Annotated in this window: 14 protein-coding genes; 4 read left to right on the top strand and 10 right to left on the bottom strand. The window is 62.3% G+C overall.

Annotation, left to right across the window (positions count from 1 at the left end; all coding sequences use genetic code 11):
* The 9 genes from AC1DVS_RS13400 to AC1DVS_RS13360 form a co-directional block, all read right to left on the bottom strand.
* On the bottom strand, positions 1–147 hold a 147-nt coding region (locus AC1DVS_RS13400; protein WP_478023756.1), incomplete at its 3' end, for an NAD(P)-binding domain-containing protein.
* Position 148: 1 nt separating this feature from the next.
* Positions 149–922, bottom strand: a complete 774-nt coding sequence (locus tag AC1DVS_RS13395) for an enoyl-CoA hydratase (RefSeq protein ID WP_478023736.1) — start codon at positions 920–922, stop codon at positions 149–151.
* A 31-nt stretch (positions 923–953) separates the two neighbouring features.
* Positions 954–2,006, bottom strand: a complete 1,053-nt coding sequence (locus AC1DVS_RS13390) for an enoyl-CoA hydratase/isomerase family protein (protein WP_478023734.1) — start codon at positions 2,004–2,006, stop codon at positions 954–956.
* Positions 2,003–3,163 carry an acyl-CoA dehydrogenase family protein gene (locus AC1DVS_RS13385; protein WP_478023733.1) on the bottom strand — a complete coding sequence of 387 codons (1,161 nt, stop codon included), beginning with the start codon at positions 3,161–3,163 and terminating at the stop codon, positions 2,003–2,005. The genes AC1DVS_RS13390 and AC1DVS_RS13385 overlap by 4 nt, the downstream gene beginning before the upstream one ends.
* Positions 3,160–4,407 (bottom strand): NAD(P)/FAD-dependent oxidoreductase, encoded by a 1,248-nt coding sequence (locus tag AC1DVS_RS13380; RefSeq protein ID WP_478023731.1) that lies wholly within the window; start codon positions 4,405–4,407, stop codon positions 3,160–3,162. Before AC1DVS_RS13380 ends, AC1DVS_RS13385 begins: the two co-directional genes overlap by 4 nt.
* Before the next feature lies 1 nt (position 4,408).
* Complete coding sequence (locus AC1DVS_RS13375; RefSeq protein ID WP_478023729.1) at positions 4,409–4,993, bottom strand: NADPH-dependent FMN reductase; 585 nt, start codon at positions 4,991–4,993, stop codon at positions 4,409–4,411.
* A 495-nt stretch (positions 4,994–5,488) separates the two neighbouring features.
* Positions 5,489–7,240, bottom strand: coding sequence for an acyl-CoA dehydrogenase family protein (locus tag AC1DVS_RS13370; protein ID WP_478023727.1), 1,752 nt, complete (start codon positions 7,238–7,240; stop codon positions 5,489–5,491).
* 23 nt (positions 7,241–7,263) lie between these two features.
* On the bottom strand, positions 7,264–8,571 hold the full coding sequence (gene ribB / locus AC1DVS_RS13365) for a 3,4-dihydroxy-2-butanone-4-phosphate synthase (RefSeq protein ID WP_478023725.1): 1,308 nt from the start codon (positions 8,569–8,571) through the stop codon (positions 7,264–7,266).
* Between the two features lie 185 nt (positions 8,572–8,756).
* Positions 8,757–11,216 (bottom strand): TonB-dependent receptor, encoded by a 2,460-nt coding sequence (locus tag AC1DVS_RS13360; RefSeq protein WP_478023723.1) that lies wholly within the window; start codon positions 11,214–11,216, stop codon positions 8,757–8,759.
* A gap of 276 nt (positions 11,217–11,492) precedes the next feature.
* Here AC1DVS_RS13360 and AC1DVS_RS13355 point away from each other — a divergent pair, with 276 nt between their 5' ends.
* The 4 genes from AC1DVS_RS13355 (at position 11,493) to AC1DVS_RS13340 (ending at position 15,544) form a co-directional block, all read left to right on the top strand.
* A complete protein-coding gene (locus AC1DVS_RS13355; protein ID WP_478023754.1) occupies positions 11,493–11,909 on the top strand; it encodes a hypothetical protein in 417 nt (138 codons plus the stop codon).
* A 326-nt stretch (positions 11,910–12,235) separates the two neighbouring features.
* Complete coding sequence (locus AC1DVS_RS13350) at positions 12,236–13,465, top strand: acyl-CoA dehydrogenase family protein (RefSeq protein WP_478023721.1); 1,230 nt, start codon at positions 12,236–12,238, stop codon at positions 13,463–13,465.
* A 134-nt stretch (positions 13,466–13,599) separates the two neighbouring features.
* Complete coding sequence (locus tag AC1DVS_RS13345) at positions 13,600–14,841, top strand: MFS transporter (protein ID WP_478023719.1); 1,242 nt, start codon at positions 13,600–13,602, stop codon at positions 14,839–14,841.
* Between the two features lie 118 nt (positions 14,842–14,959).
* A complete protein-coding gene (locus AC1DVS_RS13340; RefSeq protein WP_478023718.1) occupies positions 14,960–15,544 on the top strand; it encodes a malonic semialdehyde reductase in 585 nt (194 codons plus the stop codon).
* A 16-nt stretch (positions 15,545–15,560) separates the two neighbouring features.
* Here AC1DVS_RS13340 and AC1DVS_RS13335 read toward each other — a convergent pair whose 3' ends face one another.
* Entirely contained in the window at positions 15,561–16,460 is a 900-nt protein-coding gene (locus tag AC1DVS_RS13335) for an SDR family NAD(P)-dependent oxidoreductase (RefSeq protein WP_478023716.1), read from the bottom strand.
* Positions 16,461–16,468: the final 8 nt, after the last annotated feature.

Raw genomic sequence — 16,468 nt, 5'->3', positions numbered from 1 at the left:
GGCGACGGGGAGGCAGCCGGCCTCCTTCGCGCGATCGAGCGCCTCGGCGGAGAGATCGAAGGCGCGGACATCATGCCCCTTCTTCGCGAGGTTCGCGGCCATGCCGCCGCCCATATTGCCGAGACCGATAAATCCGACGCGTGCCATGTTATTTCCCCGTCCACTTTCCCGGCCGCTTCTCGACAAAGGCGGCCATGCCTTCCTTCTGGTCTTCAGTACCGAACATGCCGTGGAACAGCCTGCGTTCGAACTGCACGCCCATGGCGAGGCTGGTCTCGAAAGCGGCGTTGACCATTTCCTTGTTCGCCAGCACCGCGAGCGGCGCCATGGATGCGATCGTGGCGGCGGTCTTCACCGCTTCCTCGATCAGATCGGCGGCGGGGATGATACGGCTGACAAGACCGCTGCGTTCCGCTTCCTCGGCGTTCATCATGCGGCCGGTCAGGCACATCTCCATCGCCTTGGCCTTGCCGACCGCACGTGTAAGACGCTGCGAGCCGCCCATGCCGGGCGTGACCGCGAGCTTGATCTCGGGCTGGCCGAACTTCGCCGTGTCCGCCGCAAGGATGAAGTCGCACATCATCGCGACCTCGCAGCCGCCGCCGAGCGCGAAGCCGGCGACCGCGGCAATGATCGGCTTGCGTGTCGCGGCGAACCGGTCCCAGCCGGAGAAGAAATCATGGCCGTACATGTCGGCAAAGCCTTGGGCCTGCATCTCCTTGATGTCGGCACCAGCGGCAAAGGCCTTTTCGCTGCCGGTGAGCACGGCGCAGCCCTGTGACGGATCGGCGTCGAACGCGGCGACCGCGGCGAGCAGATCGGCCAGGATCTGGCTGTTGAGCGCGTTCAGCGCCTGGGGCCGGTTGAGCGTGATCAGCGTGACCGCGCCGCGCTGCTCGACCAGGATGGTTTCGTAAATCATGACTGATAGCTCATGTCTGGGCGATCCTCTGTCAGCAAAGTTCGGGCAAGGGAGACCATTCCCGCTCTGGTGCGAGAGGCGCGAATAACGAATCGAGCAGCGTTTCATCGACCAGGTCCGCGCTCGGCGGGTCCCAGCGCGGCGTGTCCTTGTCGATCATCATTGCGCGAACCCCTTCGACGAAATCGGGGCGGCGGATCACATGGCAGGCAATGCGGAACTCGTTGCGCATGTTCTGCGCAAAATCGGTCATGCCGGCGCCCTCAACGAGCTGACGAAGCGCAACTTTGACGGCTTGAGGTGATCTTGCGGCGAGCGCCTCGCGTTGGTCTCGCGCCCATGTAGAGGGGTCCGCTGCAACGGCGTTGGCAATCTCGCCAAAGCTGTCCGACGCAAAGAGCTTTTCGATCATGGGCAAAGCCGCGGTGATCGCCGCCGCCGGGGGCCGGCCGCATTCGACCCGAAGAATGGACTGGATCGAATCGGGATAGGCGATCAGCCGTTCCTTGACGGCTTCCAGTCGCTCCGACTCGAGATAGTGCGACGCAATTCCCAGGGCTACAGCATCGGGTCCGCCCAGCTTCGCGCTGGTCAAGGCGAGCCAGACCCCCGCCCGCCGCGGAAGGCGCGAGAGATACCAGCCACCCCCGACATCGGGGAAAAGGCCGATGCCGGTCTCAGGCATCGCGAAGACAGTGCGTTCCGTCGCAATCCGAAAGGGTGCCGGCATAGAGATGCCAACGCCGCCGCCCATCGTGATGCCATCCATGAAAGCGACAACCGGCTTGGTGTAGGTGAAGAGCAAATGGTTGAGCCGATATTCGGCAAGGAAGAATTCCTCAGCCTCGACACAGTCGCCGCCGGCGCTTTGCGCCAACATGCGAATGTCGCCACCTGCACAGAAACCGCGCCCCTCGGCATGATCGAGCAGCACCGCTTTGATCGACGGATCGCCGCGCCATGCGAGAAGCGCACGCGTCATCGCATCAATCATTGGTCGTGTGAGCGCATGGATGGCGCGCGGCCGGTTGAGGCGCAGGCGACCGACCGCACCCTGAACGGACGTGATGACCTCCTGGTTCATTGCCGAACAAGCTCGCGGCCGACGATCATCCGCATCACCTGATTGGTGCCTTCGAGGATCGAGTGGACCCGCAGGTCGCGCCAGAAGCGCTCGATCGGATAGTCCATGAGATACCCATAGCCGCCATGAAGCTGCAGCGCGCGGTCGGCGATCGAGCAGCCGGTATCGGTCGCGAGGCGCTTCGCCATGGCAGCGAACCTGGTCTTGTCCGGCGCGTTCGCCGTCACCTTGGCGGCCGCCATGTAGAGCAGCGCGCGCGCCGCTTCGAGGTCGGTCGCCATGTCGGCGAGCGTGAACTGCGTGTTCTGAAAATCCGCGATCGCACTGCCGAACTGCTTGCGCTCCCTGGTATAATTCACCGCCTCGTCGAGGCAGCGCTGCGCCCCGCCGAGCGAGCAGGCGCCGATGTTGAGACGCCCACCGTCCAACCCCATCATCGCAATGCGGAAGCCTTCGCCTTCGCCGCCGATGCGATTCTCGACCGGGACGCGGACCTCATCGAGGATCACCTGCGCGGTCGGCTGCGAATGCCAGCCGAGCTTGCGCTCCTGCGCACCGAAGCTGACACCGGACATGTCCTTCTCGATCACGAGGCACGAGATCCCCTTCGCGCCCAGTCCCTCAGCCGTGTCTGGGCCGGTGCGGACCATCACGACATAGATCTCGTTCTCGCCGCCGCCCGAGATGAACTGCTTCGTTCCGGTGACGACATAGTGGCCGCCATCCCTGACCGCCCTGGTCCCGAGCGAGGCGGCGTCCGAGCCAGCGCCGGCTTCGGTCAGGGCATAGCTGGCGATCCGCTCCATCGTGATCAGCGAGGGAAGGTATTTGTCCTTGGCCGCCTTGCCGCCGAAGCAGTCGATCATCCAGGTCGCCATATTGTGGATCGATATGAAGGCGCTGGTCGAGGGACAGCCATAAGCCATCGCCTCCATGATCAGCGCCGATTCGAGCCGGCCCAGCCCGATGCCGCCGCTCGCTTCGGAGACATAGATCGAACCGAAGCCGAGCTCGGCGGCGGCACGGATCGTGTCGCGCGGGAAGATGTGCTTCTCGTCCCATTCCGCGGCAAGCGGGGTGATCGCATCGGCCGTGAACTGGCGCGCCGTCTCCTGGATCTGGATCTGCTCGTCGGTAAGCTCGAACGGACCGGTCATGCAGCCACTCTCGCAGCAAGGTCCTTGAGAGAGCGTGCCGGGTCGGCAAGCTGGTCCGGCGTTGCCGTCGAACCACCCAGCACCAGGGTCCGGCCCTGGACGAAGTCGCGGGCGGCATTGACGCAGTCGAGCGCGATGACGCGGCCAAGGCGACGGTAGATGACCGAGAAACTGCGGCCGCCCACCTCGCCTCGCAACACGGTCGAGTCGTGCCCCGCGGAAATCCCGACGGTCTGAAGCCGCAGGTCATATTGGTTCGACCAGAACCACGGAACCGCATCATAGGTGACCGTCTGACCGAGGATGGTCCCGGCGACGACATGTGCCTGGTCATGCGCATTCTGGACGGACTCGAGGCGGAGCGGACTTTCGGCGGCAAAGCGATTGGGATGGAGCGCACAATCCCCAATCGCGAAGATATCTGCGAGCGAGGTCCGGCAATCGGGGCCGATCTCGACGCCGTTGCCGCCTCGCGCGCCGGCGGCAAGCAGGGGGCCAACTGCCGGTTCGATGCCGATCCCGACAATCACTATCTGCGCGGGGACAAATTCGCCCGCTGCGAGCCTGACGCCCGTGACCCGTTCGTCGCCCTCGATCCGCTCGACCAGCGCGTTCAGTCGGATGTCCACGCCGTGCGCACGGTGCTCCCGTTCGTAGAAGCGCGACACATGCTCGCCCGCGACCCGCGCCAGCACGCGATCGAGCGCTTCGAGCAGCACGACCTGTTTGCCGAGCTTGCGCAACACGGCGGCTGCTTCGAGACCGATATAGCCTCCGCCAATCACGATCACCTGCTCGACCCGAGGCAATTCCGCGAGCAGGCGATCGATGTCGGCGCGCGTACGAATCGCATGGACGCCGTCCAGATCATGGCCGCGGCAGGTGAGGCGCCGCGCCGACCCTCCGGCCGACCAGATCAGCTTGCCGTACTCGATGACCTCGCCTGTCGACAGACGGACGCGATGCGCGCCGGCGTCCACGGCGATGACGCCATGGCCGAGGATCGTCTCGATGCCGCGCTCGGCCCAGAAGCCGGACGGGCGGATCAGGATCCGTTCGAACGGCTTGTCGCCCGACAGATAGTCCTTGGACAGCGGCGGCCGCTCATAGGGAAGGTCAGTCTCGGCTCCGATCAACGCAATCGACCCCTCGAACTTCCCCTGGCGAAGCGCGATCGCGGCCGCGGCACCACCATGCCCGGCACCGACGATCACGACATCGAAAGCGCGAACGGAGTCCGCCATGTCAGGCAGCCTGCTCACACGCTTCCGTCCTGTGAAGGAGCGACAAGATCTGCCAGGCTTGGGAATCGATCATGGCGCGGATCGCCTCGTCGGCCAGCGCGCCCTCGCCATCGAACGGCTTTTGCTGGACGCTGTTGACCCCGATTCCCAGAGGAGTCGGCCAACCGCGCAGGGCATGCACGATGTCGCGCTGTGCGCTCATGGTGATCCCCGTCGCCTGCCAGCCGGCGGCGGTGACGACCAGGCCGACCGGGCATCCGTCGAGATAGACGCGCGCGTCGGTTCGGGTGTCCTCGATCAGGTCGATCGCGTTCTTGACCAGGGCTGACACGCTGCCGTGATAGCCGGGTGTGGCGATCACAAAACCATTCGCCTCACGCACTGCAGCGATGAGGTCGGCCTGGGCTGGGCTCCGCTCGGGATTCTCCGGAACATAGTGCGGCAGCGAGAGCAGATGCTCGCCTCCGAACATACGCGTGCACGCGCCACGCGCTTCGCAGGAAGCGAGGACTGCCCGCGCCAGCCGCTCGGTTGTCGAACCCGGCCTGGCAGTGCCGCCAATGCCGACGATATAGGGTCGTGCCACGATCGCTCCTCCATTCGCGGTTCGCCTGAACCAGCCTCGAGCGATGCGACCCTATCCAATGGCAGGTAGTCAGAAGGCATTGCTGCCCGAGCGCTGGAAGATCAGGCGAGGCTAAACGATGGATTTGAGGATTACCGACACGGTCGCGCTGGCGACCGGTGCGGGGCCAGGCATTGGCTGCGCGGAGGCCAAAGGCTCCGCGCCGAAGGGGACAAGGTCGCCGTCGCCGCGCATGAACAGTCGTCGATCAACGCGACGGTCGAGGCGACTCGCGCAGCTGGCGAGGCGATCCACGCGTCCGGTCGCGAGCCGTTGCCCTACACCGGCATCCCAGAATTCCGACGGGCATTGATGTCGACAATTATGGGGCAATGACAAAATTGGGCGCGGGCGGGACATCGTCGAGATTGCAACTTGTCTTCGACCGGGCGTTTGGTCCCGGCTGTTAATGGTGCATTACACGGGCCAGGGATTGAATTCGTCTCGCCTGCAAAATTAGAATTCTTCTGCGGTGAATGCGAGCGCAGTGTGCGAACCTGTTGTGATCTGAGCAGTCAAGGCACGCCCCTGCGGCAGCATCTTCTCCATGAACCAGTTGGCCAATTTGACTTTCGAGGCATGGAGTGGCGTGTCTCCCCGCGCACCGGAGGCGGCCATTCGCGCCCACATCCATCCCAGGCAGACCAGGGCGAACAATCGCAGGTAGTCAGCCGCGACAGCGCCGAGCATATCCATTCCCCACCCACTCAGAGTGCGAGTTACGTCGCGCAGGGCGACGAGAAGGTCGGCCGAGGCGTTCGAGATTGCACGTGCCGCTTCGACCTCTGCGGCAACGGCCAGATCGTTGGCGACCAGGTCGAAGAATGCATCCACCACCGAACCGCCGCCAAGTGCGAGCTTGCGGCTAATGAGGTCCATGGCCTGCACGCCGTTGGTGCCCTCGTAAATCTGCGCGATGCGAGCATCGCGGACGAATTGTTCCATGCCCCACTCGCGAATGTAGCCATGACCACCGAAAACCTGCTGCGCCTGAACCGCACTTTCGAATCCCAGATCGGTAAATGCCGCCTTGACGACAGGTGTGAGCAGGGCAACGAAATTGTCAGCCTTGGCTCGCTCCGTCGGATTGGGGTGGGAATTCGCCTTATCCAACTGAAGCGCCGTCCAACCACCAAGCGCTCGCCCAGCCTCGACGAAGCTGCGGATGCCCAGCAGCATGCGCCGTACGTCGGCATGCTCTATGATCGCTACTGGCCCGCGCGCGCCGTCTGCGCTTCGACCTTGCAAGCGTTCCCTGGCATAGCCCGCGGCTTGCTGGTAGGCGCCACCAGCCACGCCAAGTCCCTGGATGCCGACCATCAGTCGTTCCGCGTTCATCATCGTGAACATGGCGGTCAGCCCTCGATGCGGCTCGCCGACCAGCCAGCCGATCGCCCCATCGTAATTCATCACACAGGTTGGCTGGGCGTGGATGCCCATCTTCTTCTCGAGTGCGCCGACTGACGTCGCGTTACGCTCCGTTACGCCACCCTTGTCGTCTGGGAGGAATTTGGGAACCAGGAACAGACTGATACCTTTTACCCCGGCGGGTGCATCAGGCAGTCGGGCGAGCACAAGGTGAACAACGTTGCCGCCAAAATCGTGATCGCCCGACGATATGAAAATCTTGGTTCCGGTAACGGTATAGCTGCCGTCCTCGTTCGGTTCGGCGCGGGTCCTGAGGAGGGCGAGATCGGTGCCGGCGCTGCTTTCGGTCAGTGCCATGGCACCGGTCCACTCGCCACGTACCATCGGCGGCAGATAAACAGCCTTTAACTCGTCCGAGGCATGTGCTGCGATCGCTTCGCTGGCCCCGCGGGTCAGGCCTGGGAACAGGCCGAACGACAGGTTTGTGGCCGACATCATCTCATCCAGCCAAAGCTGGAGGATGAACGGCAGTCCCTGCCCGCCCCAAGCCGGATCTGCCGAAAGTGAGGTCCATCCGCCATCGCTGAACGCGCGCCAGGCCTCGGCAAAGCCGGGCGGCGTCGTCACCTCGCCATTACTCAGGATTGCGCCGCGTTCGTCCCCCTCACGGTTTAGCGGCTGAAGCTGTTGGGCGCAGAATTTCCCGGCCTCCTCGAGAACCGCACGGGCCAAGCCCGCATCCAGGTCGTCGCGGCCCAGTTCCAGCATCGCCTGATCGAAGCCGAGCACTTCGTGCAGGAGGAAGGCATAATCGGCAATCGGAGGTACATAGGTTTGCATGGCGATCGATCTCGAAATGCGATTTACCGGGGCTGACCATCTACGACGGCCGCCCCCTCGGTCGGGAGCACTTGCTGGCCGACCACGTTCAATCCGTAACCCTCGATCGCGACGATATTGCGGGTCACGTCAGTGTTGGTCAGCAGGATCAGGTCGTGAACGCCCATGTCCGCGAGAATCTGCGCGCCGATCCCGTAGCTGCGCAAATCCATCATCGAAGTCACTTCGCCGCGGACCTCTGCGGTGAACTGCTCATGATCCGGAGCGATCAGCAGCACGACGAGGCCTGCGCCTGCCTTGCCGACCTCTACCATGGCGCGTTGGAGCGCCCGCTTGCGCGGCCCTGCTTGCCCTAAAATGTCCGAGAGGATCGAAATGCCATGGACGCGAACCAGTGTTGCTTGATCGGCAACGACCGACCCCTTCTGGAGCACGAGATGAATCGTACCATCGACCTTGTTGCGATAGGTATGGATCGTCCAGTCGCCGCCGTAATCGGAACGGAACGGAGAATGGCCGATGCATTCCACAAGATGGTCATTACGCCGGCGATATTCGATGAGGTCGCGAATTGTCCCCATCTTGAGCCCGTGCTTGCGCGCAAACGGAACAAGATCGTCCATTCGCGCCATCGTCCCGTCTTCCTTCATGATCTCACAGATCACGCCGGAAGGATTCAGTCCKGCCAGGCGCGAGATATCGACGGCGGCTTCAGTGTGACCGGCGCGAACCAGCACGCCCCCGTCGCGCGCGATCAAGGGGAAGACATGGCCGGGCGTCACGATATCTTCGCGGCCCTTGGAGGCGTCGATGGCGACTGCGACTGTGCGTGCGCGGTCACCGGCAGAAATTCCGGTGGTGACGCCCTCGCCCGCCTCGATCGAGACCGTGAAAGCAGTTTCGTGGCGGGTCCCGTTGTTGCGGCTCATCAATTCAAGGCCGAGCTGTTCGGCACGTGCGCGGGTCAGGGTCAGGCAGACCAGTCCCCGACCATGCGTGGCCATGAAGTTCACAGCATCCGGCGTGGCCATTTGCGCCGGGATAACGAGGTCACCTTCGTTCTCGCGATCCTCATCATCGACCAGAACGAACATGCGCCCGTTTCGCGCCTCTTCGATGATGTCCTCGATCGGAACGAGGACCGGAGAATCCTCTCCGTCTTCAAAAAAGCGCTCGAGCTTCCCAAGCGTCGCGGCGGTCGGCGTCCAGTCCGCCTCGGCGATTTCCCGCAAGGCGTCGGCCGGCAGGCCCGCTGCACGGGCGAGGCCCGAACGCGACAGACCTCCGTCCACAACGAGGCGGCGGGCCTTTTCGATTAGCATTTTAGACATCACGCAATCCGTCCACAAAGTGTGCGACTTAGTCATACTGTAAGACAAGGTGCGGACAAGCTCAGGGTCTGCACGCCCTTCGGACTGCTGACCCAAAGTCCGCGAATAGTCCCTTGGAGTTTACCCGCGGAGCCGAACGCAAAAAAGGGCGGCTCGGGCTTACACCCGAACCGCCCCCAGATAGATCAGAACTTGTAGCCGAGTTCGAGCCCGAACATCCGCGGTTCTGCGTAGTTGCGGGTGACAATGCCAATAGCGCTGGCCGCTGCCACACCGGCGATCGAGTAGGTCTTGTTGAAGACGTTGCGCATATAGACGGAGGCCGAGAGACCGGTACCCGAGATGTCCGACCATTCGAGCCGCGCGTTGGCCACCGTGAACGCCGGAAGCGTATCGCCGCTGACGTAGAAGCTGCCCTGATAGTAGAGGTCGAAGTTGGCAGTTACGTGACCGTCGAGCGGACGGACCGGCATGACCCAGCGCACCGCTGAGGTGAGCGCCCACTTCGGCGAGGCCGGGAGTGGCAGAGCGGTCGAGAGCCCTGGGATGTTCGGAAGCGTCGTCTTTATTAATTTCGAGTCTGTATAAACCGCCGAGTTGGTCCACGACAGGCCGGACACCGGCTGCAGCGTCAGTTCGGCTTCGAAGCCCTTGATATGATAATCGCCCACATTGACGTTGATCGCGGTGAACTGCGGTGCCGCCGGATCGCCTGTGGGAACGATGCCACTGGTATTGAAGCCCAGCACGCCATTGGTGTACCAAGAATAGTACAGTGCCAGGTTGAAGCGTGCCTTGCCTTCGCCCAGCGGGAACTCGGACTTTAAGCCAAGTTCGACGTCCTTGATGATTTCAGGCTTGATCGTCTGGTAGGGGCGGAGGTCAGCGCCGGTGGAGGCACCGCAGAGGCCACTGGTGCTGCTGGTGGTGCAGGGGCTGTTGAAAAGCGGATAGTTCAGCCCGCCTTCACGGTAGCCCTTGCGATGGGTCGCATAGACAAGGATGCTGTCGTTGACCTGCCAGTCGACTGCAAGGTTGTAGGTCCAGGCGTGCTCCTTTTCGGTAGCAATGGTGGCGCCGGGCGCGCCGGGACAGTTGCTTGGCAGGACCGACGGTTCGCCGGTCGTGGCATCCGTGAGGACCCCGACCGCGAAGGATTGCACCGTGACCGCTGAACAACCGGTGGTCGCGGTGGTGTTATAGCGGATGCCACCGGTGAGCTTCACCGCGTCTATGACCTTGAAGCTGGCCTGGCCAAATGCAGCCTTGTTGACCTTGCTTTGGTAGGCCAAGGTCCACTTGCCTGACGGGGCGAAGGCGACGAAGTTGGTGCCGCTGCTCTGCCCGTTCGGCGATTCATGAATATAGAACAGGCCCACAAGGTAATCCAGGCGACCGTCCAGCAGCTTGCCATAGGCATGAAGCTCGTCGCTGTACTGCTTCTCGGAATCGCGGGCGAACCCGTCGATCAGCGGCAGCGGCGAGTCGACGCCGTCGACGTTGAAGCTGGTGCGAACGCGGGTTTGACGATAGCCGAAGATGTTGCGCAGGGTCAGGCCGTCCGTGATTTCCATCTCGGTCTTGTTCGAAATGCCCAGCTGCTTGCGATAGAGGTTCTGGACGATATCCGAATAGGTGGTGCGAAGACCGGCTGCCCGCTGGCGGGCCAGTTGGTCGTCGATGTCGTAGCCCGGGCCTGCAAGCGCCGGAACCGCTGGCAAACCCGCGCATCCAGCGGGGTTATTGGCGCTAACAGTGTTGCAGTCGAAGAAGTGGGCCAGCTGCGGAATACGGATTGCGCCACCACCGATAAGGCCCGTGAGCACCGCGCCCGGACCGACTTCATCCGCGAGATAATAGTCGAACACCGTGGTGTTGCGGATACCGTTGGTCGGTGTGATCAGCAGGCTGGCGCGGAACGAATCAGTGTGAACATCGTCAGCATCGCCACCCTTCCCGATGACGTGGGTGTAGCCATCGCGCCGCGAAATCTTGCCGGCGACGCGCAGGGCGATCTTGTCCTGAATGATCGGCAGGTTGAGCGCGCCCTCGAGGTCGCGGGTGTTGTAGTTGCCGTAGGTGCCTTGAACGTAACCGCCCAGCTCGTAGGTGGGCGCCTGCGGCGTGAGCAGGATGGCGCCGCCTATGGCGTTGCGGCCGAACAGCGTGCCCTGCGGACCTTTCAGGACCTGGATGTTGCTCATGTCGTACGGCGTGATGTTTGACCCGTTGAAGTACAGCGGGATATCGGCGAAGTAAGTGATCACCGCGTTCGGCGCGTTGCCCGAAGCCGTGCGCTGAAGACCGCGCATGACCACGTTCATGGCGGCGCCGCCACCCTGAGACGCGAAGCGGAGGCCCGGTGCGATCAAGGTAAGGTCGCCCAGACGGGTGACATGATGCTCCTCAAGCGCGGCGCCACTGAACGCGACGACCGAAACCGGCACCTTCTGCGCGTTTTCCTCACGGCGATTGGCGGTGACGATGATGTCGCGAAGGCCATTCTCATCGCTGTCGGCAGTGGCGGGTGCGGCATCGGGTTTCGCCGCAGGATTCGCCGCAGGAGCAGCCTGCCCGTGCGCCGCGCTCGCCGAAACAGCAAGGGCCGCAACGGCCAACCCGCCTAGAAAATTGTACTTTCTCATTATCCTCTCCCCTATCAACTGCCGACACTGGCATTGGGCCAATGTTTGGCCTCGCTGGTGACCCTTATCTGGATATCCCTCGAGCGAGCTCGATGCTTAATCGGCTGCAAAACCCCCTCATCCTACCTAGAGATAGGTCGACCTGCCCAAATTCGACAATAGTCGCGTCATGGTCCTGACCCGCGACGGCATTGTGGCCGCCACGGATTTGCTCAACCTATTGTGATAGAAACCAATTAATGTCGCACCTGCTATTTTTGACCGGAGTGATAAGAAATTTTCAATCGCCACCAGGTCAAGACAGGTGGCGGCGCGAACCGCGCTGCCCGGCAGGACCGTCATCGGCCAGTTTCAAAAGCATTCAGCAGAATTGCACCTCTCCGCAGCGCAGGTCGCCAGCATCTTTTACGGAATGTCAGGCATGGCACGACGGCGGCTGGACTGTTGGGCATGAAGCTGGGACTGCCCTTGCCTATGGGCACCCCGAGTTCGGGCGGCGCAATGGCGACGGCATCGGGCTTCACGTTCGTCGCCGCCAATCAGGACGGCAGGTTTCGAGCTATCGAACCGCGTACCGGCAAGCTCTTGTGGCAGACCACCCGGCCCGCCGGCGGGACATTCCTCACCGATGACCTACAACCAGCTCGGCGGCAGGCAGTTCGTCATCGTTTTGGCCGGAGGCAACCCGGGTGATAGGGGCGCCTCTCGGAGACCAGACAATAGCCTATGCCGTGCGACAAGGCGGCTGGAACGCGGAACAATCTGCAAACGCTCCCGGTCTTGCCCAAGGCATGACCACAGTCTGACTCGCCGTCACATTATTGGCTTTGAGTGAGCCCCGAAAACCGCGTAACGACAAATTTCAAATGACTATTTGAAACGAAGTTTTCAGGTTGTAACGATGGAGTAGCGACGGTCAGGTCGGCCATGATGAATGCATGCCCTGACCTTATGCACCACAGACTTGCCTAACGCCGTGGTCGCAACCGGACAGCCTGTCTTGACGAGGGGATTTACCAATGGCCACAGCGCATGCTGCACCTATCAACGACGAAAACTTCCGCTTTTCCGATGAAAACGTTGCCGAACTCGTAAAGCGTATTAAGGCTGCAACGCCGACGTTCCGCGAAAACGCTGCGCAAGGCGAAGCCGACCGTTCGCCGACTGCGGCCACTGCCAAGCTTTACGATGACCTTGAGCTGTGGGGTCTGATGGTTCCTCGGCGCTGGGGCGGCTGGGCCCTGTCCAGCAGCGGCATGTTCCAAGTTGTCCGCCAGCTGGCCCGCGCCGACATGTCGACCGCTTGGGTGATCCAGATCCTCAATGGGACAGGATGGATTTCCACCCTCACGAACGATCAAAATCAGGAAGACCTGTTCTCCACCGGCCAGCCCCGCATCTGCAGCAGCGCCACGCCTCCGGGAACGGCAACGCCGGTCGAAGGTGGATATCGCGTCAGCGGTGCATGGCCCTACAGCTCGGGTTGCCGGCAGTCCAACTGGGGGCAGTTCGGGGTAATGATCGAGCAGGAAGATGGCACCAAGCTGCCAGGCTGCTTCGTCTATATGCCCAGATCCGATTTTGAGATCGTGGACAGCTGGTTCTCGGTTGGATTGCAGGGAACCGGTTCGGACACCTCCGTCGCCAAGGACGTCTTCGTCCCCGAGCACCGGATGATCAAGAGCACCAATTCCTTCGAAAAAATGGATACGACCAAGCGCCACTTCGGTGCCCCTTCGGACTATTGGCCGGTGACTGCCTTGATCCGCTCAACATTCGTTGGCCTTGCCATCGGCGGCGCGGAGACCCTTGCGGAAGCGATCATCGAGCGCTGCCGTACCAAGGGCATCCCGACCACGATCCACAATCCCACCATGAACTCCCCCGTCGCGCAGCATTATCTGGGTGAAGCCTGGGCGAAGATCAGCTCGGCACGGATCATCGCCGAACGCGCGTGCAAGTATATCGACGACGCCGCGCTGGAACGCAGAATCCTCGTCGCATCCGAGCGCGCGCAGCTCAAGGGCGAGAATGCGGTTGTCTTCAACCTGATCATGGATGCGGCGCAGCAGTTGATGAATATCGCTGGCTCGTCCGGCTTCATGCTCGACAATGTGTACCAGCGTTACTGGCGCGACCTGAACGTCCAGGCACGCCACCTCGCCTGCCTTCCGCACGTCGGCTTCGAAGTTCTCGGCAAATCCCTTTTCGGCATCGAGCCCAACATCGTGCCCTTTGGACTGTATTAACCAGAAGACTGCACAGCCGAATTCGCGGCCTCGGGGATCGCCTGAGAATTATCACAGCCTCTGGCCGAAAAACGGCTTGAGGTTGCTGCACTTCGGGGCTGCCGACGCCAATCTAGCCCCGCGGAGACGCCGTCGTGAGCGAGCACGTTCTTTCGCCAGCCGAGGAATGGCGCCGATATGGGATGGTGCCGATAGCGGGCGCAGTCGGCTATTCCTGTGCCAGTTTGCACGTTTACGGATTCGGCCCCTATTTCGAGCCGATCGGTCAGGAATTCGGATGGACCCGCACGCAGGTCACTCTAGGCATCAGTATTTCGTCCGCTCTTTCAGCGCTGCTTTCGGTGCCGCTCGGCATGATGGTCGATCGCTTTGGCCCGCGCCGCATAGCCGTGGCCGGAGTGCCTTTGAGCGGGCTGGCTGTAGCGGCGATCGGTCAGGCGACGGGCACCGCGGCAAACTGGATCGTGCACTGGCTGCTCATTTCGCTGGCCATCCTGGGTGTCCAGTCCACCGTCTGGGCAAGTGCGGTGGCATCGCGATTTTCAGCGTCGCGCGGATTTGCACTGGGAGTCATGCTTTGCGGCGGCGCCCTCGCGAGCGCCCTGTTTCCCTGGATGTCGACCGAGCTGCTTGCCTCGAAAGGATGGCGCGGCGCGATCGTCTGGCAAAGTGCGATCTGGACCGCGATCGCCTTTCCAATGGTGGCTCTGTTCTTCCGCAGCGCGGCGAACGACAGGCCGGGGAAAGGGCGGATGCGCGAAAGGGCTGATGCCGGGATCGGTTTACGCGAGGCACTTCGTTCATCAATCTACTTGCGCCTGCTGCTGGCGAGCCTGTTCTTCAGCCTGGTCGTGATGAGCCTTGCGGTGCATTTCGTTCCGATCCTGATCAGCAAGGGCTATGGCAGGCCGACGGCGGCGAAGTTTGCAGGTCTGGTGGGGATCGCCTCGGTAGCTGGTCGACTTGGGACCGGACTGCTGCTCGACAGGTTGCGCGGCTCGCTGGTGGGCGCTGCCATATTCCTGCTGCCGATGCTGGGCTGCCTGCTGCTGCTTGCGAGCGATGCCGGTTCAGCGGCGATGCTCGCTGCCGTCCTTGTCGGGCTGGCGCTTGGTGCAGAAGTCGACGTGATCGTCTATCTCGTCACCCGGTTCTTTGGACTGGGCAGCTTCGGCGCGCTGTTCGGCGGCATACTAACCGCGCTGGCGATGGGCACCACGCTGGGTCCGCTTGGAGCATCGACAGCATTCGATCGCACGGGAAGCTACGCAGTGTTTCTCGAAATGGCTATGGCGTCGATGCTCATTGCATCGGGACTGCTCGCAAGCCTGCCGCTGCCCGCACGTGGACCGGTGAAACCGGAGGCATGGCCTTGAGAATGTCGAGGCCGAAAAATCTACGGCGCCAGATATTCCCCCCGCTTCGTGGTGCAGGCTATCGCGAACCAGCGTTGCATCGGACAGAAATCGCAATCCGCAGAAGGTTTCCTTGCTTATGAACCAAACGCCACTCGATCTGGAAAATCTGTTCAAGCTGGCGCGAACCGCATTCGCTTTCGAAGACCGCCAGGTGCCCGAGGCGTTGCTGCGCCAGATTTACGATCACTGCCGTTGGGGGCCGACCTCCGCTAACAGCAACCCGGCGCGCTTCGTGTTTGTCACGTCGGACAAGGCCAAGGCCCGCCTCCTCGCCTGCATCAATCCCGGCAACCACGCAAAGGTCGAGAGCGCGCCGGTGACGGCGATCGTTGCCGCGGATACGCAGTTCTTTGATGAAATGCCGAAGCTTTTTCCCTCTCGTGATTTCCGGAATGTTTTCTCCGGAAATCAACACGTCATTGACGATCTGCTCGCCCGCAACGTCCCTTTGCAGGGGGCCTATTTCATGATTGCTGCGCGCGCACTGGGGCTAGACTGCGGGCCCATGTCCGGCTTCGATGCCGCGAGACTCGATGCCGCGTTCTTTCCCGACGGACGCTGGCGCACGAACTTCATCTGCACGCTGGGCTATGCCGATCGTTCGGCCGATTACCCGCGCAATCCCCGGCTTGAATTCGATGAGGCCTGCCGGTTCGAATAGCGCGATCCGAGCAAGCTCAGTCGTCAGCCGGGAGTGCCGCCATGCGTGGCACAACACCGAACAGGGTGGTGAAGATCTCCACGGAGGCCCGCCACAACTGCTCGGCGGCCGCGAAATCGCGCGATGCGGCCGACATCTTGCCGGGCTTCATAAATGCCCAGAACGTATCGTTATCCCCTGCCCGCTCTGCATCTGCCGCGAGATGGGTCAGAGTGCGGGCGCGTTCGACCGGGTCGCCCGCACCAAAACTCGCGATGATCCGGATCCACCATGCAGTGGTCGGTCCATAAAAGCGGGTGCGCGTGAAGCCCGGGTTCCACGCATTGACGGTTACCCCAGCATGGCGCAACCGACTGGACAGGGAATGCGTGAAATAGATATTGCCTAGCTTTGATTTGCAGTAGGCGTCCATTGAACGATAGCCATGGACGCCTTGCAGGTCTGCAAAGTTCAGCTTGGTGACCATGGCGCGATCGGAGGCGGTGTTGATGATCCGCGCCGGAGCCGAAGCGATCAGGGTGTCGATCAATCCATCGGTCAGTACGAAGTATGCCATGTGGTTGAGCGCGAAAGTCTTCTCCAGCCCGTCGACCGTTTCCTTGCGCCCGACCGGACCCATGTTCGCGCCGGCATTGTTGATCAGCACGTCGATGCGCGGTTCGGCTGCAGCGATTTCGGCGGCGACGCGCCGGACATCGTGCATCGAAAAGAGATCCGCGAAATGGGCGGAATGCGCCCGCCCGGGAGCAATCGCGGCAAGTGCCTCAAGTTCCGAATCCGTGCGTGCCCGATCGCGACCGATCAGAATAATCCGGGCCCCGCGCCGGGCTAGTTCGCGGGCCGAAACCTGGCCGACCCCCGAAGTCCCGCCGGTTATCAGCACCGTCTTGCCCAGCATATCGGTCGTGTCGGTCATCTCATGGT

The organism is Sphingomonas sp. P3_C5, assembly GCF_056402635.1.
This window is presented reverse-complemented; position numbering and strand designations above follow the sequence as displayed.